This window comes from Halalkalibacter alkaliphilus, from assembly GCF_023555415.1.
Taxonomy (GTDB): domain Bacteria; phylum Bacillota; class Bacilli; order Bacillales; family Bacillaceae_D; genus Halalkalibacter; species Halalkalibacter alkaliphilus.
Genome location: NZ_JAKRYL010000014.1, coordinates 1 through 24711, shown reverse-complemented (window position 1 = coordinate 24711; position 24711 = coordinate 1). Strand labels below are relative to the sequence as shown.

The window sequence follows — 24711 nt, the reverse complement described above, 5'->3', positions numbered from 1 at the left end:
GCCTACTCCTCCCGTTCAAATGCAACTGCATGAGCGATACTTGGAATTGATTCTTTTTGTTGGATCATTAAAGGACTTAAAAGCGCTCCTGTTGCAACAACAAGCATTCGCTTAATCCTGCCTTCTTTCATTTCTTTAAAGAGATGTCCAAATGTGACAACAGCAGGACAAGCGGCTCCACTACCTCCTGAAAAAACAGGCTGCTCTTGGTGATAAATCATCACACCGCAATCTTCATACCGATCAAGTGTTAATCCCTTATCTTGTACTAGCTTGCGCAATATTCCACTTCCTACACGTGAGAGATCACCTGTTACGATCACATCATAATAAGATGGATCACGTCCCGTCTCTTTTAAATGCGTAATTAAAGTATCCGCTGCAGCTGGCGCCATTGCTGAGCCCATATCAAAAGGCTGTTTAATTCCATAATCTCTCACCTTCCCAATTGTTGCATCTGTCACTTTTATCAAAGAAGGCTTTTTACCAATGACGACAGCACCTGCTCCCGTTACAGTAAAGGTAGATGAATCAGGACGTTGCCCTGCAAATTCAGTAGGATAACGAAATTGACGCTCAGCAGTTGCATTATGACTGCTTACTGCAGTTAACGTTAAATTTGCTGTACCTGTATCTACAAAAAGTGCCGCTAGTGCTACTCCTTCCATCACCGTTGCACAAGCAGCAAACAAACCAAAATAGGGAATATCTACTTCCCTAGCATAATAATTAGATGTAACAATTTGATTGAGTAGATCACCAGCAAAAAAATAATCCATTTCCTCGCTTTTCTTTTCTGACTCCTTTAATGCAGCCTCTACTGCATCTTGCATTAGCTGACGCTCAGCTAGCTCCCAATTTTCTTGCCCTGCATACAAATTATCGTAGCTTACGTCAAAACAGCTTCCGAGGGGACCTTTTAACTCTTCTGGGCCAACTGCAGTTCCAGACCCCTGTATGTATACAGGTTGATCAAAATGCCATGTTTGCTTCCCTCGTCTCTCCACCTAAAAACACGTCCTTTACGAATTAATCAACATTTCAACAAGCATCCTAGTCAGCCCTACTAAATAAGCAGAAAGCACACCAAATGCAATTACGGCTCCAGTTAATTTGAACATGTTCGCACCAATCCCAAACACTAATCCTTCACTTTTATGCTCTAGAGCAGCACTCGTCATTGCATTCGAAAATCCAGTAACAGGAACCAACGAACCCGCCCCAGCAAACTGACCAAGCTTGTCGTAAATTCCGAACCCTGTTGCTAAAGCGGCTAATAAAATCAGCGTTGCTAAAGTCGGACTCATTGCTTCTTCTTGTGTAATAGGCAAAAAAGTCATATATATTCGGCTAATTCCTTGTCCAATCGTACAAATTAAGCCACCTATTAAAAAAGCTTTTAAGCCATTTCTTAGAACATGACTCTTTGGTTGATAAAGCTTTATATTTTTTTGATACAATTTCTTTTGTTGCTCGTCGACTGCCATTTCCTATCCCGCCTCCTAATTACAACCATACCTTACTTACCACACGAAAAAAAAATCAGTAATCTTAGTAAGGTATAAATAAGATAGCTGATTGCTGTAACGTTAGTATGACTATTGTATCGACATATCATTCTAGCAATGGGCCCTTTTTTAAGAAATGGTATAAAAAGGGGATGTCTCAAAAGGTTTGTTTTTGACCTTTTAGACACCCCCATACATTCATTTAAATGCTGATCTTCACTATTTCATCTTCCCTATTTCGCTCTTTTAACCAACTTGTGTAATCATATTTCTGTTCTATATAGACTTGATGCCAAATCATAAAGGATAAGACAGTCCAGATTTTCCGACTGCGATCCGCTTTATCTAAGCAATGTTCTTCAAGGAGATGATGAACATACGTTTTATCTAAGTAAGCATCTGTCTCACTTTCAGAAATTAACTTCTTAGCATAGTCATACAATTCGTTTTTTAACCAATGGCGGAGAGGTACAGGAAAACCTAACTTTTTACGCATGAATACATGGTCGGGTACAATTCCCTCAAAAGCTTTACGTAAAATATATTTTGTTGTTCCATTTGTCGTTTTCCATTCAGCTGGAATGTGAGAGGCTAGCTCAAACACCTCTTTATCCAAAAATGGTACACGTAATTCGAGTGAATGAGCCATTGTCATTTTATCAGCTTTTACTAATATGTCTCCACGTAACCAAGTACAAAGATCTAAATGCTGCATGCGATTTACAGAATGCTGATGAATGGAATGTTCATATATATTTTTCGTTATTAATTCATTTGAAAACATGCGATTGTATGCAAGAAGAAGCTTTTCCTTTTCTAATTCTGTGAACATCTTTGCATTGCCAATGTATCGTTCTTCTAGTGGGGTTGTCCCTCGTTCAAGAAAACTCTTGCCTTTCATACCTTCTGGCAAAACTGCTGCTAGTTTCCGCAGCTTTTTCTTTAGTACTGTTGGAACATATTGAAAACAAGCTAGACTATGCGGTTCTCGGTAAATATTATACCCACCGAAAAGCTCGTCTGCTCCTTCACCAGAAAGGACGACTTTCACCCTTTTACTTGCTTCCTTGGCAACAAAGTAAAGTGGAACACAAGCCGGATCAGCTAACGGATCATCCATGTGCCACATGATCTTAGGTAATTCCTGCCAATACTCTTGTGCTGAAATCACTTTGCTGTAATTTTTAATATTAAGCTTTTCTGCACTTTCTTTTGCCACATCTAATTCACTATAGCCATCTTGGCTGAACCCAACCGAATATGTTTCTAGATCCGGTTTAATATCTTTAGCAATGGAAGCGATGATGGTGGAATCAATTCCTCCTGAAAGGAATGAGCCAACTGGTACATCACTACGCATATGTTTTTCGACAGACTCATACATCGTCTCTCTAATTTGCGATACCCAATCTTCCTCCGTTTTATTAACGGGGCTAAACATCGGTTTAAAATATGATTTTATAATTGCTTTCTGCCCTATTTTCTTAACAAGATAATGTCCAGGTTCTAGTTTAAAAATATCTTTAGTAAGGGAGTAAGGTTCAGGTACATACTGAAAGGACAAATAATGATGAAGAGCCTGTGAACTAACTTCTGAGTTCTCGTCAATTTCTAAGCTTTTCTTTTCAGAAGCACAGATGAAACGGTCTTTACTTTCTTTATAGAAGAAAGGTTTGATTCCAAAATGATCACGCGCAGCAAACGCCTTCTTTTCATGACTATCCCATATAACAAAAGCAAACATTCCTCGTAAATACTGTACAACCTGTTCCCCTACTTTACTATATAGAGCAAGAATCACTTCTGTATCCGAATCCGTCTCAAAATGCTTGCCTTTAGCCAAAAGATCTTTTCTTAATTCAACATAATTATAAATCTCTCCATTAAAAACAATCCAATATCGCCCATTCATATAGGAAAGAGGCTGATAGCCACCTTCTAAATCAATAATACTTAAGCGGCTGAATCCTAATTGAACATGGTCTCCATTCATATACCCTTCCTGGTCCGGACCGCGATGAGGAATCATTTTGTTCATTTCTTTAAGTTTATAATCACTTTTTTGAGGTTCATCAAAAATACAGGCTACAAAGCCACACATAAACTTGCACCTACTTTTCTTCTAAATGTACTTTTCGTAGTATGAGTAGTAACTACAACTCGTATTCATTCATTAGACGTAGGTTATCGGAGTAAGGATTCATATATGTATAAATATATTCTCACTTTGACATACATACAGGCTATATACATCATCACTGCAACAAGCAATACGAAAAAAGGCACAGAAAAGGTTTTTGCCTTTTTGTGCCCTTTTAAAATAGGTACTCTTTCTATCTACACATCTCCCATTTCAAGCTTCATTTGCTCAAGAATTTTCTTCTCAAGCCTTGATACTTGAACTTGGGATATTCCTAACCTTGTTGCCACTTCTGATTGTGTTTGATCTTTGTAATAACGAAGGTAAACGATCAGCCGCTCCCTCTCATCAAGATCACGGATGGCCTCTTTTAATGCAATCTTATCAAACCATTTTGTCTCCGTTTGATCAGCAATTTGGTCTAACAACGTAATTGGATCTCCATCATTTTCATAAACAGTTTCATGAATGGAAGAGAGGGATCTGCTCGCCTCCCCTGCAAACACAACTTCTTCTGGTGTAATTTCTAATGCCTCAGCAATTTCGTTCACTGTCGGCGTTCGTCCTAATGATTTCGTCATTTCATCCTTCATTTTGCGGATTTTATTTCCTAGCTCCTTAATGGAACGACTTACTTTAACAGTTCCATCATCACGAAGGAAACGTTGAATTTCTCCAATGATCATAGGGACAGCGTAGGTTGAAAATTTCACGTCATAAGACAAATCAAATTTATCAACTGATTTGATGAGCCCTATGCAGCCAATTTGAAACAAATCATCAGCTTCATAGCCCCGATTCATAAAACGTTGAACAACAGACCAAACAAGTCTCGTGTTTCGATTAACAATTAAATCCCTAGCATCTTGGTCCCCTTCCTGACTCCTAGCAATGAGCGCCTTTACTTCAGAATCAGAAAAGTGTGCCTGTTTTTTCTTTTGTTGTTTTACCTCGACATCCATAGGCAAAACTCCTTAATTACACATAGCTTTGCTATTTGTAAGTGTTTTTTTTACAAAGACAGTTGTACCAATCATCGGTTCAGATACCACTTGCAGTTCATCCATGAAATTTTCCATGATTGTAAAGCCCATGCCTGAACGTTCAAGCTCTGGCTTTGTTGTAAAGAGAGGCTGGCGCGCTTCCTCAATATCTTGAATGCCCATCCCCTCATCACGAATTGTGAGTTCTATCGTTCCATTGTTAAGCGTACAATGAATATAGACCATTCCGTCCGGCTGATTATGATATCCATGAATGATCGCGTTTGTGACAGCTTCAGATACAACCGTCTTAATCTCCGTCATCTCATCCATAGTAGGATCTAGCTGAGCAATAAACGCTCCCACTGTCACACGTGCAAACGACTCGTTTTGGCTCTGGGCTGAAAACTTTAAATCCATTACATTTTGCATCGCTTAAGCCACCCCCAAAGTTTGTAAAGCAAATTGTTCACTGTCTTCTAAGCGGATAATTTTAAACAACCCTGACATTTCAAACAAGCGTTTCACAGATGGAGAGATCGCACAAACAACCATTTCCCCACTGTTTGCTTTTACTTGTTTATATCTGCCTAAAATAACACCTAAACCAGAACTATCCATGAACGATAATAACTCTAAGTTTAAGACAATATGCTTTACCTGGCCATCAGCGAGTACTTGTTCCACTTGACCTCGTAATTCCTCTGCCGTATGGTGGTCAAGTTCGCCCTGCAACCTTACGAGTAACACACTACCTTTTTGTTCTAAATCAATTTGTAAACTCATTTCAATCACTCCCTCTAGTTCGCTCACAAGTATGAGTTATCATAGTGAATGTTCTTTTACAATTCACTATAGGTCTTTGCTAGAGAGAATTTCGCCTTTTCCCTTTGCGCTTCCTGCAAGGTGACAAAACTAGTCTGTATTCGTAAAAAGTTGTCAAAACAAGTTATGCTGCTCCAAATTTCGCTAGCGTTCGTTTAAACAATTTCCACCAAGAGGCTTCAAGAACATCATCACCCGCAACTAAAGGCGTTTCACTTAATATTTCCCCTTCTTTCTCAATGAAGAGCTTTCCAACTTCGTCTCCCTTTTTGACAGGTGCACGTAAATTAGCCTCAATTTCTAGACGTTCTGTCACATCGTCTATTTTCACTCCTCTTTTCGTTAGGATTGAAACGGATTCAGATGTAACGACAGGGATTTGGTCTTTATCCCCTTTGCTTACTTCAACATCAGCTAATACGTGTTCACGATCATAAAGCTTATGTGCTTGAAACTGACTGAATGCATAATCAAGCATCGAGGTAATTTGAGCATTTCGTTCTTTCGGAGATGGTGCACCCATAATAACCGTAATGACTCGCATCCCATTTTTCTCAGCGGTTGCCGTTAAACAATACATGGCTTCTCGCGTATATCCTGTTTTTAATCCATCCACGCCAGGATAGAACTTAACTAATTTATTTGTATTAACAAGCCAAAATTTATCTTCTTCTGAATCAGCTCGTAAATAATCTTCATAAATGCCTGTGAATTTCGTTATCTCATCATACTTTAGGAGTTCTTTGGAAATCATCGCTAAATCATAAGCAGTTGTATAATGATTTTCTGCCGGAAGACCATTTGTATTAATGAAATTTGTATTCTCAAGTCCTAACTCTTTCGCTTTGTCATTCATCATCGTAACAAATTCTTCTTCGGTTCCAGCTAAGTGTTCAGCCATTGCAACGGATGCATCGTTTGCAGAGGCGACGGCAATTGCCTTTAGCATATCTTCAACACTCATTTCCTCTCCAGGTTCTAAGAAGATTTGAGAACCTCCCATGGAAGCTGCATATTCACTTGTACGAACCATATCTTTATAAGCAATTGCTTCCTTATCAATGGCTTCCATAATTAAGAGCATCGTCATTATTTTCGTCATACTTGCAGGAGGAAGCTTCTCGTGACTATTTTTGTCAAAAATAACTTCTCCCGTATCACGTTCAATGACAATTGCTGAAGAGGCATTCTCCGCTAACTTTGCTTGTTTTTCTGCAGCGCTTGCCATAGGTACTATCAAACTTAAAACAAGGCATACGCTTAAAATACTGGATAGAACTTTCCTCATCTCCATCCGACCTCCATCTCATATTCATAGTCGTCCTCAGGCGTAATTTTCCATTTCCAATAGAGGAAACCCCACCCAAGTTGGCTACCCCCCATTTTTCCCAATCTCGCTGTATTTATACATCTTCTGGAAGTTTTCTTGACACTTTCTGAAAGCTAGTGAACTACTAAAGCGTATGAGAGAATTGGAGAAACTCCAAAAAAGGGATAGATTTAGTAAATAATTAATTTTTTTATAAGCCCCCTGCTTTATTCTCAAAATAATTTTTTATCCATAATGGCGAAAAATGATTACTATGTACCTTATAGTCTAATAAGTTTTAGCTCAGAGTTTTTATATGGGAATATGAAGGAGATACCTTTATAATAGAAAACGCCTCTTCCATTAAGAGGCTATAACATTACATTAAAGGACTGATTCATTATCTTACATTACTTACAAATTGGTTTTATCATAATTGCCTTACTCATTTTCTGGTATGTGACAATCACCAAAAAATTGTGGAAATTCGCTATATTTTTAGCAATGCTTACCCTTGGAGGGCTAGGCATGTTCTTTGAAGCCTATCTTTCATACCCTATGTTTCTTGTTAGTTTGCTGTTATCGGTCATTGCCTATATCGGTTTGTTTTTCATTAGCAAAAAGGAAAATCGTCTTAAATATGTGACCGTTCTCTTAATAGGGATCACATACATTTATATATACGTCTCGTTACTTCCCGATCCATTTGTTCGTTCTCTTGATGATATAAAAAGCGCTTATGATACATACACCGAGGCAACCGCAGACATCCCAGAGTCAGAAGTAGAGGATTCATCGTGGCTACCTACATGGGATCTGGCTTATTCGACACTTGAAACAGAAATGTTGCTTTTCTATACAGAAGAAAGTTACTTTGACCGTTTTTTCCGTACTGAATATTTGCCAAGTGCCGAGGAGCTCGATGAATTTTTGACGCTTGAGCAGCAAGTCCAAACAGAACATAGAGGACATGTTGAAAAGGCTTTACATGCTCTCTATAATGCATATCCTCTCCACTCTCATTTCAACATGTTAGAGGAGAATGAATGCGTCGACCACATCGAAGTAACAATTTGTAAAAATGACAGCCATTTTACTATTCAGTTAGACGAAACAGTTATAGCTGATCCAAACAGGCTTCAGTCATACTATGTATTTAAAGATGTATTGTTACTCACCGGTCAGTCGTCTACTTACTTTTTGCCAAAGGATAAAATGGACTATACAAGTACATCACTAGAGGCAAGTTATAAAGATATCACGTACACGATAGATGGAGAAGTTCAATTTGAAGATTAGGTCTTACCGGTTTGTCTCATTTTTTTGAGGCAAACTTTTTTCACAAAATAATACATACAAATCCGATCTCTTTAGTATATTTAAATTGAGATCAACCCCGTCTTCCTTTATACTTACTAATTATAAGACTTTAAAGAGGTGCCAGAAATGACGACTAAAGCAATTCGTTTCCATTCAAATACATTATCGGCTGTTCTTCATAAACCAGATCATCAACAACAACCTTCTCCGGCTATTATCTTTGTTCATGGGTTTATCGGAAGCAAAGTCGGAGAACATCGAATGTTCGTGAAAGCAGCTAATTACTTCTCTAATAAAGGCTTTGTTTGCTTTCGATTTGACTTTAGTGGTTGCGGGGAAAGTGAAGGAGATTATAAAGACGTCACGGTTTCCAAGCAAATTGAGGAATTGAAATCCGCTATTCATTACGTATCACAAATGATAGAAGTAGATCCTAATAACATCATTATTATTGGACATAGTCTTGGCGGGGCACTTACTGCACTTACTGCCTATCAATTCCCACTTATCAAAGACATTATTCTATGGTCACCTGTTGCCAATCCTTATACTGATATTACTTCGATTACAGGGAAAGAAGCGGAACATACTGCTCAAATACAAGGTTATTCCGATTATAAAGGTTTTTTATTAAGCAAGTCTTTTTTTAATGATTTAAAAAATCATCATCCCCTAAAAACGATACAATCGTTTCCTGGATCCGTTTTTGTTGTTCATGGAACAAACGATGAAGATATTCCTTGCGAACATGCAGAAAGCTATATACAAGCCCTTTCTGAAACAGAGCATCAAAAGTTCGGATATAGCTTCATTAATGAGGCTGATCATACATTCTCCAATACGAAATGGGAACATGAACTTTTTAATAAATCCTTTGATTGGCTTCAAACAGTAGTGAAAAGAACCCCGTCATGATGACGGGGTTTCAAAATGATAACATTTGTGGGCTAGGGTAAAGTTTTAATTAAAACTGTGAACCTCCAAGTTGTTGCTCAGCTTGTTGAACTAGACGCTTGGTGATCTCGCCGCCAACAGAACCGTTCGCACGTGCAGTTGCATCTGCGCCAAGTTGTACACCAAATTCAGAAGCAATTTCATACTTCATTTGATCTAGAGCTTGTTCAACCCCAGGTACTAATAGTTGGTTACTACTGTTGTTGTTGCTTGCCATTTTTAGTTCACCTCGCTTTGTTCGTGTTCAGTAACTATTGTGTGAGAAACGTATCAACTTATGCAACTTTTTTGTTGGAAAAGTTTACTTATTGATTGTATTGGCTTCATAGAGCTCTAGAGGCAATCCATCTGGATCTGAAAAAAAGGTGAATTTCTTTCCGGTTGTTTCATCGATTCGAATAGACTCTACTTCTATCCTCTGCTCTTCTAACCAATTTTTACACGTTTGAACATCATCTACTTCAAAAGCAGGATGCCTTAATCCCCTTGCCTCAGGATAACTTGGTCTTTCCGGAGACTCCGGAAATGAAAATAATTCAATTTGACTGTTTCCAATTTGAAGGTCTAATTTATATGAGTTTCGCTCGCTTCGATAAGTTTCATTTATAATTTTCAATCCTAAAATATTCACATAGAAATGCTTTGATTTCTCATAATCCGAACAAATAATAGCTACATGATGGATGTGTTTAAACACTATAACGTCCTCCCAGAAAAATATTCTCCATTATAACATTCGTTAAGTCTGTTCAAAAAGAAGTTCTTTTCCCCTTCTTGAACAGACTCTTTTGAGCACGCTCTAATAAGCTTTTTTATTGTCCATTACATAAAACTTTAAATAGGTTAAAAACTAAAAGCGGTCATACTGAACTTTATAGGAGGGATCTTTACGTGGATCAGGAAATGCATTATAGCGAAGATAATAAGTTTATTCCGATTACATCTGTTACTGATGGTGTCATTCAAGAAGTAGCCCCACAAATCTATTGTTTGCCTGTTCAAGTAGTTAATGTTTGTTTTGTAGGAGACCCAACGAAAGCTAACGCGTGGGTATTAGTCGATGCAGGCATGCCAAAATCTGCAGATAACATTCTTAGTGCATTAAAAGATAAATTTGGTTCAGTACAGCCCCCTCGCGCAATTGTTCTAACTCACGGTCATTTTGACCACGTTGGAGCAATTGTTGAATTAGCTGAGGAATGGGATGTCCCAATCTATGCTCATTCAGCAGAATTTCCGTACTTAACAGGTGAAAGAAGTTATCCTGAGCCAGATACGAGCGTGGAAGGCGGACTGATTGCGAAAATGTCGTCCATATTCCCAAATGGTCCGATACAACTTGGAAACCGTCTAAAGGAATTACCTAAAGATCACCGCATTCCAGAAATGCCTGGTTGGCGCTGGATCCACACTCCTGGTCATACTCCTGGCCATTGCTCATTCATCAGAATTGAAGACAATGCGCTAATTGCCGGTGACGCCTTTGTGACTGTCAAACAAGACTCACTTTATAAAGTACTCACACAAGAAAAAGAGATGAATGGTCCTCCTAGGTACTTAACGACTGATTGGGAAGCAGCATGGGAGTCAGTTGGTATTTTAAAACATCTCGAACCTACTGTTGCTATTACGGGCCATGGCCTACCGATGTACGGAGAAGAACTGACTAAAAGCCTTGATAAACTTGCAGCAGATTTTGATAAGGTAGCGATTCCTGACTACGGTCGCTATGTCGATTCAAACATTCATTAATTTAATCAAATAACTAGGGTGTCTGAAAACAATTGGTCACCCTTGTTATTTAAACAATCCTCAAATTTTTAGCGAACATTCGTCTCTTTATACATAACTTTCTGATAATATAAAAAGAAACAGTATCAGGAGGTATGAGATGACAAAAAGAAAATTAGTTATCACACAAAATATTGAAGACAATTATGTACAACAACTAAATGTAATCCTACCTGAATGGGAAGTAATTGTTGGAAGAGATCGATCGATTTGGGAAGAACATATTAAAGATGCTGAAATCATAGCAGGCTGGAAAGCCGAAATGAAGGACCTTCTTTTCCGAGAAGATCAAACACCCCTTACGTGGATCCAAACTTGGTCTGCTGGTGTAAATCACCTCCCTCTTTCTGAGTTACAATTGAGAGGAGTTCACATCACCAGCGCAAACGGAGTTCATGCTTATCCTATTTCAGAAACGATATTTGCATTAATGCTTAGCCTAACGAGAAAAATACATACCTATGTAAAAAATCAACAATCTAAAACATGGCACCATGAGCATATGAAGCTTGAAATTCATAGGAAAACAATTGGTATTATAGGGGTAGGTGCGATTGGTCAAGAAACAGCAAAGATTGCTAAAGCTTTCGGCATGCATGTCATTGGCATTCGACATTCAGGACAGCCATCCCCTAATGTGGATGAAATCTATACATCAAGTCACTTAAACGACATTCTGCCTAGATGCGACTATGTCGTCATCACACTACCACTTACAACAGACACGCAACACCTATTTGCTGCTGAGCAATTTAAATTGATGAAGCGGAGCGCATTTTTGATAAATATTGGTCGTGGGGAAATTGTTGTTGAAGCTGATTTACTAGATGCTCTTGAGAACCAAGAGATTGCTGGGGCCGGCTTAGATGTATTTGAACAGGAGCCTCTTCCTGAAGAATCGAAGCTTTGGGATCATGACAATGTTATTATTACTCCGCATACAGCTGGCTCAACCGAGTATTACGATAAACGTGTAATGGATGAAATTCTCATTCCAAATCTAAACAATTATGTAAGACATCAACCGTTTTCTGTCAACCTCGTTGATTACAAAAAAGGCTACTAAAATAATCGAATGTAGAAGTGCTTAAAGGGGGCACTTCTTTTTTTATATGATACATTTTATTAGATGTCACTCTTCTATGTAGTAAGATGCTACAATGATAATACTATTCATATGGGAGGAATCGAGAATGCCGGATTGGTCCTATCATGTGTTATTTAAACCAGTATTATCAAAACTTCCAGCAAAGATATCGCGGGAATTTATTCATAAAACGATGAACCGAATTGCTACGACGCCTGGTGGGAAACAAGTGATTCACTTTTTAGGGAGAGAAGAATCTTCCCACCTTCTTAAGAAAAACATTCTGCAGATAGAACTTGAGAATTCAATCGGCCTGTCCTGTAGAATAGACCCCAACTTATCAGGAACGCAAGCTTTTGCCAATCTAGGCTTTGGCTTTATTGAAGTAGGCCCAGTAGGCAAAATGTCTATCCCAAGTCAAAAGAATCCAATCATTCACCATTTAGAACAACGAATTGATTTCAGTGAATCCACTCCAACGTTAAGTGTAGAGCAAGCTATAACGAAATTAAGGAAACACAATGTAAATAAGCCTATTTTTATTAGGATAACTGAAAACGATCAGCATTTAGAAGAAATCACTGAGCGCTTAGCGCCATTTACTGATGGTTTTGTTATTGATATGACAAATCACTCTCTAATCGACACTGACATTCGTACACTGTCAGTATCTCATGCTACGAGCAAACCAACCTTACTTGCTATCGGAGAAAATCAAGTTGAAGACCTACCGTTGCATGAGATTGAACAAAATTTTTCAGGGGTGGTTCTAGAAGAGGGCAATCAAAAAGAAAATGAGGAAACTCTTTCTTCACACGTAAAAACGTTAAAATTTTTGCGAGAACATCACTTTTCATTGCCAATCATCACTGTTGGAGGGATTGTACAACCCAGAGATGCATTAAAGCTATTACATGCAGGTGCGGACATGCTACTTTTATCTCACGGTTACGTCTTTGCAGGTCCGGGACTGCCAAAGAGAATTAAAGAGGCGCAGCTTGATGAGATTAACGTAGCTCCTGTATCTTATCAAGGCTGGGAATGGTATTGGCTTTTTGGGTTATTTATTATGATCGGAGGGTTATTTGCTCTAATTCTTAGTATGACGACAATTATCCTTCCCTATGATGAGTATTTCTTAGGCATGCCTCGTGAATCAATTTATTATTTCAACGAACGCATCCTATTTTTTATGGCTCACGATCGAATGACACTTGCGGGAACAATGATCTCAGGCGGGATCATTTATATGTTTTTAGCTAGATATGGTATTCGTAATGGAATGCTTTGGGCGAAACAGGCAACGGACATTGCCGCTATTATTGGATTTTTAGGTATTTTTCTTTTTATTGGCTACGGATATTTTGATTGGCTTCACATGCTATTTTGGCTCGTGTTGCTGCCATTTTATTGCATCGGCTATTTTCAAACAAATAGACTAAGAGGAACACCTTCGTCTTCGAATCGAGACAACGATCACCATTGGAAAAATAGTTTATACGGGCAATTTTGTTTTGTCATACTCGGCTTTTCTTTCGTCCTCGGTAGTATCATCATTTCCTATATTGGGATTACGAGTGTATTTGTTCAAACAGATTTACTATACCTTTGCATGCCAGCTGATATGCTACAATCGTTTAATGAAAAACTCATCCCTGTCATTGCTCATGATCGAGCCGGTTTTGGTAGTGCACTCTTAAGTGTTGGTCTTCTTGTACTAATGGTTGCATTATGGGGGTATCATCAAGGTAGCCGCTGGGTATGGTGGATGTTATTGATTGGAGGAGTTCCTGCATTTGCAAGTGGGATCTCTGTTCATTTTGCAATTGGTTATACAACCTTCATTCACTTGCTGCCAGCATACTTTGCGCTCGTTATCTACCTCATTGGACTCAGCTTGTCTTATCGCTTTTTCCATTCAAAAAGGGAATTCAACTAGAAAGGGCACGAAAAGGTTAATATCAAACCTTTTTCAGTGCCCTTCAATAAGCTTGTTTTATTTATCCTTTTTCTCGCTTTCTTGTAACTCAGCAAGCTTCGCTAACAAAATGTGCTGAGGCATATGCATAATTTGTTCAATGGGCACATTTAATGACTCTGAAAGCTTCTGTGCTGTTTCTGCAGAAATTTGCAATGGTCTCATAATATAATCTCCCTTTCCTTTCAGTTACCTTTATTAAACCATATGAATAGAAAGAGATACAATGATCACCTTAGTTCTGTAATCTTTTCTATAACGTTCTATTCACTGAAAGTTTACATAGGTTGATAAAAAGTAAAAAGGAGGATGTGCATGATTCATACCGTTCAAGCAGGAGAAACATTGTTTTCCATTTCAGAAGACTATCGAATTCCTTTCCAAGAGTTAGTTGCAGCCAATCCCGGTATAAATCCAGATCTGATACTTGTTGGGCAAAGGCTAAATATACCAGGCCTTCCCTCTCCCCTAACGATCCCCTTCTCCATCCATGTCTCACTTACCAATAGAACGTTGACTTTAATGGTTCAAGATCAGATTCAAAAGGTTTACCCTGTTGGTGTAGGCCGTGTTCTTCATGAAACACCCGTTGGGGATTTTATTATCATTAATAAAGCACCAAACCCAGGAGGACCTTTTGGTACAATGTGGATGAGTTTGTCAAAGAAACACTATGGAATTCATGGTACAGACGATCCTCAATCAATTGGACATTATGTCTCACGGGGCTGTATTCGAATGTTTAATCACGATGTTGAAGAATTAGCGCACACCGTTCCAATAGGTACGTCTGTATTTATCAGGCCTTAACATGACAAAGATTGTTCTTTTGTACTTGACTCTTATTTTTTTGACAATTTCCATTGCGGGCAATTCATTCTTAATCTCACCTCCTTTGTGATAAACTGGTAAAAACCGAGTGAACGGAGGAGGATTCATGAAACTACAAACCGTAAATACAAACGAAGAGAGAGAGTATATCGTTCATCAAACTGCTCAAGCCTTTTTGTCTCGTGCACAAAAACATGATGAAGAAAATACATTTCCAATGGAAAACATTCAAGAACTTAAAGAAATTGGCTATACGACCCTAACGATACCAAAAGAATTTGGAGGAGCAGGTCTCCCATTAGCTGACTGGCTTTCTTTACAAGAAGTGATTGCTACATATGACGGTTCAACTTCCTTATCAATTGGCTGGCATATGGGAATCATTACTCAGATTATTGAAAATAGATCATGGCCTGAAAATATTCTAGATCGCGTCCTTTATGAGGTGTTACATGAAGGGAAGTTATTAAATGCCGCAGCTTCAGAGCCTGAAACAGGCAGTCCTACTCGCGGTGGAAAGCCTACGACCACTGCCAAAAACGAAAAACATAGCTGGGTTATTAACGGGAGAAAGAGCTTTACATCTATGGCACCAGCGCTTGATTATTTTATCGTTTCAGCAACGATGGAAGACGGTCAGGTCGGAAATTTTTTAATTCATCGTTCGGCCCCAGGAGTAAAGATTGAAGAAACATGGAATTCCATTGCCATGAGAGGAACAGCAAGTCACGATCTCTATTTAAAAAATGTTCGTATACCAGCAGATCATTTTCTTGAGGTCATTCACCCTGGAAAGAAAAGTCCAGCTGGCTGGCTTTTGCATATTCCGGCTTGCTATTTAGGAATAGCCCAAGCTGCTCAAAATTTTGCGATTGATTTTGCAAAGTCATATTCTCCAAATAGCTTATCATCAGCGATAAAAGATCTCCCCAACGTTCAAGTCAAAATAGGAGAAAATGAGGCGGATTTAATTCAGGCGCGGTATTTTCTTTATGGTGTTGCAAAAAAATGGGATACAAGTTCTCAAAATGAACGCCTCGAGATGCAATCTGAATTAAGTTCGGTAAAATATCATGTTGTTAACAGTGCGGTAAACATTGTCGACCGCGCAATGCGAGTAGTTGGCGCGCAAAGTTTATTTAAAGAAAACCCAATCCAGCGCTATTATCGCGATGTTCGTGCTGGTCTACATAATCCTCCAATGGATGATCGAACACTAGTCTCACTTGCTTCAAAAGCTTTTGAACGCACTGAATAATAGCATGTTAAGAGAGTGGACTTCAAACTAAAGAGGGGGGTCTCAAAAGATCAAATTACAGACCTTTTGAGACACCCCCCTCAATAAATAGCTTCTTTCCGTACTTCGGTGAGACTCCACTCTCTTTTTATTATTCCCCAGAAAATATCATTATACTACCAATCTAGACAATTATAATACTTTCATATTTCCTAAAAAAGTGCCTGTTTACTATTCAACCATGACTCTTACAACACGTCATTAATTGATTAATAAAAAGGCAATCTTTTTTTTGTATTTATACTTTTATCAATTTTATCTGTTGTAGATAAGACAGTTCTGTTTCACCTGTTAAAGCTAGAGCTGTTTGTAATTCAGCTTTCAACTGTGTAATGACTGTTTCTACCCCTTCTTGGCCATCTATAAGACCATAAGCATACAGCCGACCAATTAAGACACTATCAGCACCTAAGGCTAGGGCTTTTATTATATCTGTACCTCGACGAATCCCACCGTCAAAAATGATTTCGATTTGGCCTTTTACCGCATCAACAATAATAGGTAATGATTCAATACTGCTTATTGAACCGTCTAATTGCCTTCCCCCATGGTTTGAAACAACAATCCCATCCATTCCATAATCAACTGCTAACTTAGCATCGGCTGGATGAACGATCCCTTTTACGACAATCGGTAAATTAGTTTTCGTTCGTAACCATTTTAGATTTTCCCATGTCAATGATGGGTTAAACAAGCGAGCAGCTACTTCTGTAACCACTTCTTTTTCTCGTACACTTGAAATGATCTTTGCCTTCTCATTGAATACAGGATCCGTTAAATAGTTTCCTAAACCTTGTCCATCCCTTAATGGAAAGTATTGATTTTGTTTGTCCTGCTCTCTCCAACCAAGCATCGGAGTATCTACTGTAACAAAAATTGCTGAGTAGCCACTTCGCTCTGCTCGTCTTACAAAGCTTAGAGCAATGTCTGCATCACTTGGCCAATACAATTGAAAGAAGCGTAGAGCGTCTCCCATTACTTCAGCTATTTCTTCCAGTGAACTTGTAGACACCGTACTAACTGTAAACGGAACTTGGTGGGCAGCAGCAGCCTTTGCTGCAGCTAGCTCCCCTTCTTGATGGATGATCGTTTGAAATCCTACTGGGGCTAGAGCAAATGGGACCGGAGTAGAAGTTCCCAAAATGGTTTTTGACACGTCAACTTTTGACACGTCACGTAGAACGCGAGGAACAATTTTCAATCTCCTAAATCCTTCGATATTTGCCTGAAGAGTTTCTTCCACACCAGCGCCACTTTGAATGTATTCAAAGGCACCTTTATCTAAATGTTCTTTTGCAACTTGCTCCCACTGCTCAGGAGATCTAAAACCGATCGTTTGTGACATAATTGCCCCTGCCTCTCTTAATCTTTCTTCAATCTAGCTGCCACGCGATTACCTATTGATTGAATACCTTGTACAAGAATAATTAGGATAATGACTGTTGCGTACATAACTTCTGGTTCATAACGTAAATGACCGAAACGATATGCTAAGTCTCCTAGACCACCAGCACCAACTAGCCCTGCCATTGCAGTTGCACCAATCAACCCGATTGTTGCAATGGTTAAACCTAGAATAAGAGAAGGACGTGCTTCTCTTACCATAACATGCCAAATGATATGTCTTGTCTTGATTCCCATTGCTTCATAGGCTTCTAGTACCCCTTTATCGACTTCAAGTAGAGCGGATTCCATTAATCTTGCAATGTAAGGAGCAGTGTAAACAACTAGTGGCACAATTACCCCTTTAACACCCATTGACGTTCCAACTATAAATTTTGTAAAAGGTAAAATAAAGAATAGTAAGATAATGAATGGAATTGAACGTGTAATATTGATTACAATATTTAACACTTGATAAACATATTTATTTTCTAAACTTTTATTTGGTCTTGTTAAAACAAGTAGTGTTCCTAAAGGCAAAGCAATGATAATTGATATTAATAATGAGATGGATACCATCTGAAATGTTTCAATGGTCGCCTTCCAAATCGGATCTCCCCAACGATCTAAAAATTCAGTTACTTGAAACATGCTACAAATTCACCCTTTCTACATGTACACCCTCTGCTTCTAAATACGTAATGGCCGCCTCTGTTTGTTCTTTTGTTCCTTGTAGGTGAATAACCATTCGGCCATAAGGCTCATTTTTCAATTGAACGATGTTTCCAGATAAAATATTTGTGTACACTTCAAATTTCTTAGATACTTCAGCAAGAGCTGGTTTACCAGTTGATTGCCCAACAAAGGACAAACGAATGACTGGACCTTGTTCACGTAATGAATTAATAACTTCAGTTGGAATATCTTCTGGAAACAGACTATTAATGAATTTCTTCGTTGTATCTGTAGTCGATTTAGAAAAGATATCAATGACCTTTCCTTCTTCAATAACTTTTCCATTCTCCATTACAGCTACTCGATCGCAAATCTTTTGAACGACATGCATTTCGTGAGTTATTAATAAGATTGTAATTCCAAACTCTTTATTAATTTTTAATAGTAAAGATAAAATTGATTCAGTCGTTTCTGGGTCTAGGGCGCTTGTTGCTTCATCACTTAACAATACATCTGGTTCATGGGACAAAGCTCGTGCAATTGCTACACGTTGCTTCTGACCACCTGATAACTGACTAGGAAATGAATCAGCTTTCGCTTCTAGGCCAACTACCGCTAAGTACTTTTTAACTCTATCATTAATTTCCGCTTTAGGTATTCCTGTTAACTTTAATGGAATTGCAATATTATCATAGACAGTAGCTGTTTTTAAAAGGTTAAATCCTTGAAAGATCATCCCAATGTTTTGTCTTGCTTCACGGAGTTTATTTGTCGATAAATTAGTTATTGACACCCCATTAACGACGATTTCTCCCTCACTCGGCTTTTCAAGCAAATTTACACATCGAATGAGTGTACTCTTACCAGCACCACTATATCCAATTACTCCATATATTTCACCTTTTTTTACATGAATAGAAACGTCATCTAGTGCCTTAACGTTGGTTTTCTTTGACGTAAATGTTTTTGACACATGCTTTAATTCGATCATATTCGTCAACTCCTTAATAGAAAAAGAGGGTGACAATTGTCACCCACTCTCATATATTACCTTACCATGAAGCTACAACTGAACCGGCAAATTCTTCCTCAATAAATTGTTTCACTTCTTCAGATTGGTAAATTTCAATAAATTTTTGAATCACAGCATCACTTTCATTCTCTGTACGAACAGCAAGTACGTTTACCCAAGGAGAATCACTTGGCTCAATAAAGATAGAATCTTCTGTCGGTACATACCCGTGCTCAATTGCAAAGTTTGTATTAATAGCAGCTGCAGCTAACTCATCTAATTGTCTTGGGATTTGTGATGCTTCAAGCTCAATAAACTCTAAATTATATGGGTTATCTGTAATATCATTTACTGTTGCAGTAACGCCAGCATCAGGATCAAGTGTAAGTAGACCAGCTTGTTCAAATAAAATTAACGCACGAGCTCCATTTGTTGGGTCATTCGGTAATCCAACTTTATCTCCTTCTTGCAATTCTGCTACATCAGTTACTGCAATAGAGTAGATTCCCATTGGGAAGTTAACTGTTGTGGCAACATCAATTAAATCAAGGTTACGCTCTTCCTTAAAGTTATCTAGATATGGCTTATGTTGGAAGCTGTTTAGATCCAATTCACCTTCATCAAGCGCTACATTTGGCATTACATACTCTGTAAAAACGGTCATATCAATCTCAAGACCTTCTTCAGCTGCTAATTCAATTACTTTTTCCATAATTTGTTCGTGAGGACCAGCAGTTACCCCTACTTTTAATTGATCTTCAGCTAATTCACCAGTACCAGTGTCTCCACCCCCACCGCAAGCTGCAAGACCGATCATCGATAAAGCTGTTAACGCAGAAATTAATACTTTTTTCATTTTTCTCTCTCCTACCCTTTTTTTATCTTTTATTTTTATATGTTTCAACGGTTTGAATTCCGTGAACAACCTGAGTTGTTGTGAATGACTGACTCATAAAATGAATCGATTCATTTGGATGCAATGTTTTTTTTGATATTGCTTCTAAGACTTCATCATTTAGTTTTAAGCCTAATTCCTTTAAGGAAACTGGCAAGCCAACTTTTTCATAGAAAGGAAGCAACTTCTCTATCTCCTCTAGCTCACCTTCAAGTGCAAGTTGAACAAGTATACCATAAGCTACTTTTTCACCGTGAAGGAAATGATGAGTTTCTTCGAATTGTGTTAGAGCATTATGAATAGAATGCGCTGCAGCTATTCTACCAAATTCATCACCCAATCCGCCTACTAAACCTCCCGCCATTATATTTGTTTCTATAATGGTTAGCAACGATGGTGTCACTTCTTTATGCGTTAGGGCATGTAATGCTTTTTCGCTTTCTATCAAAATTAGCTCTTTGCATAGATTCGCAGTTTGAATCGATAACTTTACTGGTACTCGCATGTAGTCTAATTCTTTTGTTAGAGCCTTAGCTTCGTACCACTTGGCTAATGTATCCCCTATTCCCGCACGAAGGTATGAGATAGGTGAGGAAGCAATAATGGTTGGCTCAACTAGCACAACCCATGGATTCTTCACAAAAGTAGTATATTTTATATAATCTCCTGTATCTGTATAGATCACACTCAACGGTGTCCAAGCTGCACATTGTGAGGCAAGAGTAGGAAGCAAAACGACTGGCACATTCATCTCATTCGCTACGGATTTGGCTAGATCCATCACTTTTCCGCCGCCTAACCCGATAATGACATCACAGCCTTTTTCGTTTCCAAGCTTTGCTAAACGTTCAATTTCCGTTAGTGAACATTCACCAACGTATTGTTCGAAATAAACATCTATCTGATCAAAAGAAGGTAAGAAACTTTTAGCAGCTTCAAATGATCTTTGTCCATGAACCAACAAAGCTCTCCCTACTTTTCCCTCAACCATGAGAGATGGTAGGCGGTCGTATGCTCCTACTTCACAAGCATAGTAACTAGGAGAGGCCTGTACTTTAATTTGCTTCACCGTTGGATTCCCCCTATCCATTCATTCCGTTTCTTTAGCAGAAAAAACCAAGAAAACAAGTTGGTTTTAACTCATTGTTCATCATTATAATGAATATTTACTATTTAGACAATTGTTTTTCGAAAAAAATATTTCACAAAAAGAAATCGTGTCATTCTTTCCCCGCAACATTCTGAAAAATCTGCCTTTCTTAAGAAAAAAGAATTGACACCTTATTAATATCAAGCTATGATTTAAGTAACATTAGATTCCGAGAGATCAAATGGAGAAGTGAAGAAGTCTTGTTCTCTTTAGCGTTTTATTGATGTAATCGATAAGATGAAAAAGTCGAAACAACTTCTAACTTAAACATTTATGGTAAATCGGCGTATTTCTTCTTATCCCATGAAGAAATATGCCTTTTTTGTATCATTCTCGTCTACACATTTTAGGAGGTATCTTAAATGATACGAACAAAAGGATCATTAGAAGCGTCAATCTCAAAATCTCTAACCCAATGGGAAAAGGATTTCTTAGGACGAGGATCCGTTTCTGTAAAAACCGATATCCTGCGTGACATGATTATCGTGACACTTAAAGGGGTGTTAACCCCTGCTGAATATGCACTTTGTCAAAAAGATGAAGGTCGATTATCGATCAAAAAAGTCCGCTGTGAACTTGTAGAGTCTGGTCGCGATGCATTAGGTGAGCTAATCCAAGAAATTGTAGGGATTGAAGTCATTACGCTTCATACAGATATTAGTACAAAAACAGGCGAACGATTAATGGTTTTTAAATTAGCAACCGACTTAGAGAAAACTTTAACTTAAATGAATAAGGGAGATCTTTAAAAAGCGTTAATGGCTCGTTAAAGATAAACCGCCAATTATGAAAGCAGTAGCGTCTAACGGATGAAACTGACTTCCTAATCGGCGGTTTTTTTATATTTAAATAGTCATAAAGGAGGATTCAAACGATGTATGAAATTATGATTCAAAACATATTGTCACCTGTTGTTTTGTTCTTTGTCCTAGGCTTATTCGCCGCTCTCGTTAAGTCTGACTTAAAGTTTCCAAGCGCACTCAGTGAAACACTAAGCATTTTTTTACTTGTTGCGATTGGGTTGAAAGGAGGGATTGAGTTATCCAAATATTCATTAGAAGAGGTCATCTCACCTGTAATTGGCACATTATTCCTAGGTTCTACTTTGCCTATTGTGACGTTGCTTCTATTGAAAACAATCAAAATTGATAAAAAGAATGCCATTGCTCTTGCAGCGACATATGGCTCAGTAAGTATTGTCACATATGGAGCTGCTATTTCCTTCCTTGATCAAATCGGGACGACATATGAAGGATTCATGAATGCCATGGTTGTTTTAATGGAAAGTCCAGCTATTATCGTGTCATTAATTCTCTTGAAAGTGATGGAACAAAAGAAATCAGAAACGCAGAGCTATTCACCAAAAACTGTTGCTTTTGCCTCACCTGCAACAGCTTGGATAGATAAAGAAGTATTAAAAGAAGCTTTATTTGGAAAAAGTATTTTGCTATTGCTCGGTGCCCTTCTCATTGGTCTCATTGCTGGAGAGCAGGCACTTCCGACAGTCCAGCCATTGTTTATTGATCTATATGGCAGTGTGCTTATTCTATTTCTCCTTAGCATGGGGTTAACTGCTGGTGCAAGGTTACCTGAAGTTCGCAAACAAGGTCCACAGCTTTTTCTTTTTGGAATTATCATGCCGATTGTAGGTGGAATTTTAGGGGTACTTGTTGGAAATGTTATCGGATTATCTCTTGGTGGAATGACTTTAATGGGAGTCCTTGCTGGTAGTGCTTCCTATATTGCTGCCCCTGCTGCCTTACGTACTTCCGTACCCGAAGCCAATCCTTCTGTCTATTTAGGTCTTGCACTTGGTATTACTTTTCCATTTAATCTGATCATTGGAATTCCACTATATTATCAATTTGCTCAGTGGTTAATTCATTTCTAAGGGGGAATCCAGATGATGAAAAGGTTGAACCGGCAGGTTACAAGCAATAAAGTACTAGTTATAGCTCATTGTGAACATGAATTCACGCAACGACTTCCACAATGGCTCAACATAGAATCTAGTCAATTGCTTGTTCTTTCAAGCGAAGGCGCTGCAGTAACTCAGCCTTATGGTTGCTTGATACGGAATATTATTTTAGCTATATATGAGCAAGGGGTTGATGATATATATTTGATTGCCCCCGAAGCACAAACTAGACCTAACTTTAATCAAAAGATCTTACTTGACAAGTTTAAAAACGATGAGATTGACCAGGACCTCCTAGATACAATTGAATATAGTCGTATATTAAATGAAGATATTCTTTCATGGCTTAAGGGACCAAAAGAGTGTGTAGAAGAAACGTTAAAAGCAAGTGTTACATTACTAAAAAAACATCCTCTCATCCCTAAGCGTGTAAAAATTGAAGCTTTTACAGTAAATACAAATACTGGACATTTCACGTCCATTTCTCCTGAGACGGAAGAAGGTATTTGTTAACACGACGCGTACCTGCAATTAGGAACTATCCTAATTGCAGGCTTTTTTATTTCAAAAAAGAAAAAGGTGATTTCCTTATCGAATCCTAAAATTTGAGATGGAGCTTGTTTATGTTATAGTAATGAGGAAACTAACCTACCTTCCAGAGGTCATAGGAGGCATAAAAATGAGCGTACATATCGGAGCAAAACAAGGTGAAATAGCAGAAACGATTCTCCTTCCAGGGGATCCACTACGAGCGAAATATATAGCTGAAACATTTTTAGAAGATGCTGTTTGCTATAATGAAGTAAGAGGCATGTTAGGATTTACCGGTACATATAAAGGTGAGCGTATCTCGGTTCAAGGAACAGGAATGGGTGTTCCTTCCATTTCTATATACATTAATGAACTTATGCAAGAATACAATGTTCAAAACTTAGTACGTGTTGGAACTTGTGGAGCGATTCAAAAGGATGTTAAAGTAAGGGATGTCATTTTAGCAATGAGCGCTTCGACCGATTCGCAAATGAATCGTTTAACATTTGGTGGAGTAGACTTCGCTCCTACTGCTAATTTTGATTTACTTAAACAAGCGTATGATGCCGGCCTTGAAAAAGGGTTAAATTTAAAAGTAGGGAATGTCTTTACTGCAGATATGTTTTATAATGACAATGCAGAGTTAGAGAAGTGGGCGAAATACGGTATTTTAGCTGTTGAGATGGAATCGGCTGCTCTATACACCCTTGCTTCTAAATTTGGCAGAAGAGCACTTTCTGTCCTTACAGTAAGTGATCATATCTTAACTGGTGAAGAAACTACTTCTGAAGAACGCCAAACAACATTTAGTGACATGATGGAAGTTGCACTTGAAGCTGTCACAAAAAAATAATCTATTTCTTAGGCATAAAGCGGGCTTCCCTCTTTATGCCTATTTGATTATTATGAAGGTTACTCGCCGTAACTTTCTTCCTACACGTCAACGCGCTAGATATACTCCCCGCAACAAAAAAGCTTGAGAGAATTTTACAGCCCTCAAGCTTTTTTTCTTTAATGTAATGTACTTATTAATCTAAAGCTTCCGATTGTACAAGTTCATTAGACGCTGACACTAAAGCAAATTTGATAAATAAGCGGAGGAATTTCTCTTAATTAGGAAATAG

Annotated in this window: 26 protein-coding genes; 11 read left to right on the top strand and 15 right to left on the bottom strand. The window is 38.2% G+C overall.

Features of this window, described 5'->3' with window-relative positions:
- Positions 1 to 2: 2 nt before the first annotated feature.
- The 7 genes from spoVAD to MF646_RS13905 form a co-directional block, all read right to left on the bottom strand.
- Positions 3 to 1007, bottom strand: a complete 1005-nt coding sequence (gene spoVAD / locus MF646_RS13935) for a stage V sporulation protein AD (RefSeq protein WP_250097117.1) — start codon at positions 1005 to 1007, stop codon at positions 3 to 5.
- 15 nt (positions 1008 to 1022) lie between these two features.
- Positions 1023 to 1487, bottom strand: coding sequence for a stage V sporulation protein AC (gene spoVAC / locus MF646_RS13930; protein WP_250097116.1), 465 nt, complete (start codon positions 1485 to 1487; stop codon positions 1023 to 1025).
- A 223-nt stretch (positions 1488 to 1710) separates the two neighbouring features.
- Entirely contained in the window at positions 1711 to 3609 is a 1899-nt protein-coding gene (gene asnB, locus MF646_RS13925) for an asparagine synthase (glutamine-hydrolyzing) (RefSeq protein ID WP_250097115.1), read from the bottom strand.
- 236 nt (positions 3610 to 3845) lie between these two features.
- The gene (gene sigF, locus MF646_RS13920; RefSeq protein ID WP_250097114.1) at positions 3846 to 4610 is read right to left on the bottom strand and encodes an RNA polymerase sporulation sigma factor SigF; all 765 of its coding nucleotides are present in this window, start codon (positions 4608 to 4610) and stop codon (positions 3846 to 3848) included.
- A 12-nt stretch (positions 4611 to 4622) separates the two neighbouring features.
- Positions 4623 to 5063, bottom strand: coding sequence for an anti-sigma F factor (spoIIAB, locus tag MF646_RS13915; RefSeq protein WP_250097113.1), 441 nt, complete (start codon positions 5061 to 5063; stop codon positions 4623 to 4625).
- Positions 5064 to 5066: 3 nt separating this feature from the next.
- Positions 5067 to 5417: an anti-sigma F factor antagonist gene (gene spoIIAA / locus MF646_RS13910; protein WP_250097112.1), complete on the bottom strand. Its 351-nt coding sequence runs from the start codon at positions 5415 to 5417 to the stop codon at positions 5067 to 5069.
- A gap of 163 nt (positions 5418 to 5580) precedes the next feature.
- The gene (locus MF646_RS13905; protein WP_250097232.1) at positions 5581 to 6744 is read right to left on the bottom strand and encodes a D-alanyl-D-alanine carboxypeptidase family protein; all 1164 of its coding nucleotides are present in this window, start codon (positions 6742 to 6744) and stop codon (positions 5581 to 5583) included.
- A 549-nt stretch (positions 6745 to 7293) separates the two neighbouring features.
- Between MF646_RS13905 and MF646_RS13900 the strand changes: the two genes are divergently transcribed.
- Positions 7294 to 8064 carry a hypothetical protein gene (locus MF646_RS13900; RefSeq protein WP_250097111.1) on the top strand — a complete coding sequence of 257 codons (771 nt, stop codon included), beginning with the start codon at positions 7294 to 7296 and terminating at the stop codon, positions 8062 to 8064.
- 147 nt (positions 8065 to 8211) lie between these two features.
- A complete protein-coding gene (locus MF646_RS13895) occupies positions 8212 to 9000 on the top strand; it encodes an alpha/beta hydrolase family protein (RefSeq protein WP_250097110.1) in 789 nt (262 codons plus the stop codon).
- 49 nt (positions 9001 to 9049) lie between these two features.
- On the opposite strand, the gene MF646_RS13890 is transcribed toward MF646_RS13895, so the two are convergent.
- The gene (locus MF646_RS13890; protein WP_250097109.1) at positions 9050 to 9256 is read right to left on the bottom strand and encodes an alpha/beta-type small acid-soluble spore protein; all 207 of its coding nucleotides are present in this window, start codon (positions 9254 to 9256) and stop codon (positions 9050 to 9052) included.
- A gap of 84 nt (positions 9257 to 9340) precedes the next feature.
- Entirely contained in the window at positions 9341 to 9739 is a 399-nt protein-coding gene (gloA2, locus tag MF646_RS13885; RefSeq protein WP_250097231.1) for an SMU1112c/YaeR family gloxylase I-like metalloprotein, read from the bottom strand.
- 191 nt (positions 9740 to 9930) lie between these two features.
- Here gloA2 and MF646_RS13880 point away from each other — a divergent pair, with 191 nt between their 5' ends.
- From MF646_RS13880 to MF646_RS13870, 3 genes are all read left to right on the top strand, one after another.
- Positions 9931 to 10791, top strand: a complete 861-nt coding sequence (locus tag MF646_RS13880; protein ID WP_250097108.1) for an MBL fold metallo-hydrolase — start codon at positions 9931 to 9933, stop codon at positions 10789 to 10791.
- A 139-nt stretch (positions 10792 to 10930) separates the two neighbouring features.
- Positions 10931 to 11896: a D-2-hydroxyacid dehydrogenase gene (locus MF646_RS13875; protein WP_250097107.1), complete on the top strand. Its 966-nt coding sequence runs from the start codon at positions 10931 to 10933 to the stop codon at positions 11894 to 11896.
- 127 nt (positions 11897 to 12023) lie between these two features.
- Positions 12024 to 13856: a dihydroorotate dehydrogenase gene (locus MF646_RS13870; RefSeq protein ID WP_250097106.1), complete on the top strand. Its 1833-nt coding sequence runs from the start codon at positions 12024 to 12026 to the stop codon at positions 13854 to 13856.
- 57 nt (positions 13857 to 13913) lie between these two features.
- Here MF646_RS13870 and MF646_RS13865 read toward each other — a convergent pair whose 3' ends face one another.
- Positions 13914 to 14060, bottom strand: coding sequence for a YycC family protein (locus tag MF646_RS13865; protein ID WP_070808098.1), 147 nt, complete (start codon positions 14058 to 14060; stop codon positions 13914 to 13916).
- A gap of 150 nt (positions 14061 to 14210) precedes the next feature.
- Between MF646_RS13865 and MF646_RS13860 the strand changes: the two genes are divergently transcribed.
- Together MF646_RS13860 and MF646_RS13855 are read left to right on the top strand one after the other, a co-directional pair.
- Positions 14211 to 14705: a L,D-transpeptidase family protein gene (locus MF646_RS13860; RefSeq protein ID WP_250097105.1), complete on the top strand. Its 495-nt coding sequence runs from the start codon at positions 14211 to 14213 to the stop codon at positions 14703 to 14705.
- Positions 14706 to 14832: 127 nt separating this feature from the next.
- The gene (locus tag MF646_RS13855) at positions 14833 to 15984 is read left to right on the top strand and encodes an acyl-CoA dehydrogenase family protein (RefSeq protein ID WP_250097104.1); all 1152 of its coding nucleotides are present in this window, start codon (positions 14833 to 14835) and stop codon (positions 15982 to 15984) included.
- A gap of 277 nt (positions 15985 to 16261) precedes the next feature.
- On the opposite strand, the gene MF646_RS13850 is transcribed toward MF646_RS13855, so the two are convergent.
- The 5 genes from MF646_RS13850 to MF646_RS13830 form a co-directional block, all read right to left on the bottom strand.
- Positions 16262 to 17368: an alpha-hydroxy-acid oxidizing protein gene (locus tag MF646_RS13850; protein ID WP_250097103.1), complete on the bottom strand. Its 1107-nt coding sequence runs from the start codon at positions 17366 to 17368 to the stop codon at positions 16262 to 16264.
- 17 nt (positions 17369 to 17385) lie between these two features.
- Positions 17386 to 18057 carry a methionine ABC transporter permease gene (locus tag MF646_RS13845; RefSeq protein WP_250097102.1) on the bottom strand — a complete coding sequence of 224 codons (672 nt, stop codon included), beginning with the start codon at positions 18055 to 18057 and terminating at the stop codon, positions 17386 to 17388.
- A gap of 1 nt (position 18058) precedes the next feature.
- Positions 18059 to 19072, bottom strand: a complete 1014-nt coding sequence (locus MF646_RS13840; RefSeq protein ID WP_250097101.1) for a methionine ABC transporter ATP-binding protein — start codon at positions 19070 to 19072, stop codon at positions 18059 to 18061.
- A gap of 61 nt (positions 19073 to 19133) precedes the next feature.
- Positions 19134 to 19949 carry a MetQ/NlpA family ABC transporter substrate-binding protein gene (locus MF646_RS13835; protein WP_250097100.1) on the bottom strand — a complete coding sequence of 272 codons (816 nt, stop codon included), beginning with the start codon at positions 19947 to 19949 and terminating at the stop codon, positions 19134 to 19136.
- Between the two features lie 22 nt (positions 19950 to 19971).
- On the bottom strand, positions 19972 to 21057 hold the full coding sequence (locus tag MF646_RS13830) for an iron-containing alcohol dehydrogenase family protein (protein ID WP_250097099.1): 1086 nt from the start codon (positions 21055 to 21057) through the stop codon (positions 19972 to 19974).
- Positions 21058 to 21500: 443 nt separating this feature from the next.
- Between MF646_RS13830 and MF646_RS13825 the strand changes: the two genes are divergently transcribed.
- The 4 genes from MF646_RS13825 (at position 21501) to deoD (ending at position 24440) form a co-directional block, all read left to right on the top strand.
- The gene (locus MF646_RS13825; RefSeq protein ID WP_250097098.1) at positions 21501 to 21866 is read left to right on the top strand and encodes a Na-translocating system protein MpsC family protein; all 366 of its coding nucleotides are present in this window, start codon (positions 21501 to 21503) and stop codon (positions 21864 to 21866) included.
- A gap of 146 nt (positions 21867 to 22012) precedes the next feature.
- Positions 22013 to 23029, top strand: coding sequence for a sodium-dependent bicarbonate transport family permease (locus MF646_RS13820; RefSeq protein ID WP_250097097.1), 1017 nt, complete (start codon positions 22013 to 22015; stop codon positions 23027 to 23029).
- 12 nt (positions 23030 to 23041) lie between these two features.
- Entirely contained in the window at positions 23042 to 23569 is a 528-nt protein-coding gene (locus MF646_RS13815) for a carbonic anhydrase (protein WP_250097096.1), read from the top strand.
- Positions 23570 to 23735: 166 nt separating this feature from the next.
- A complete protein-coding gene (deoD, locus tag MF646_RS13810; protein WP_250097095.1) occupies positions 23736 to 24440 on the top strand; it encodes a purine-nucleoside phosphorylase in 705 nt (234 codons plus the stop codon).
- The last annotated feature ends 271 nt before the right edge of the window (positions 24441 to 24711 follow it).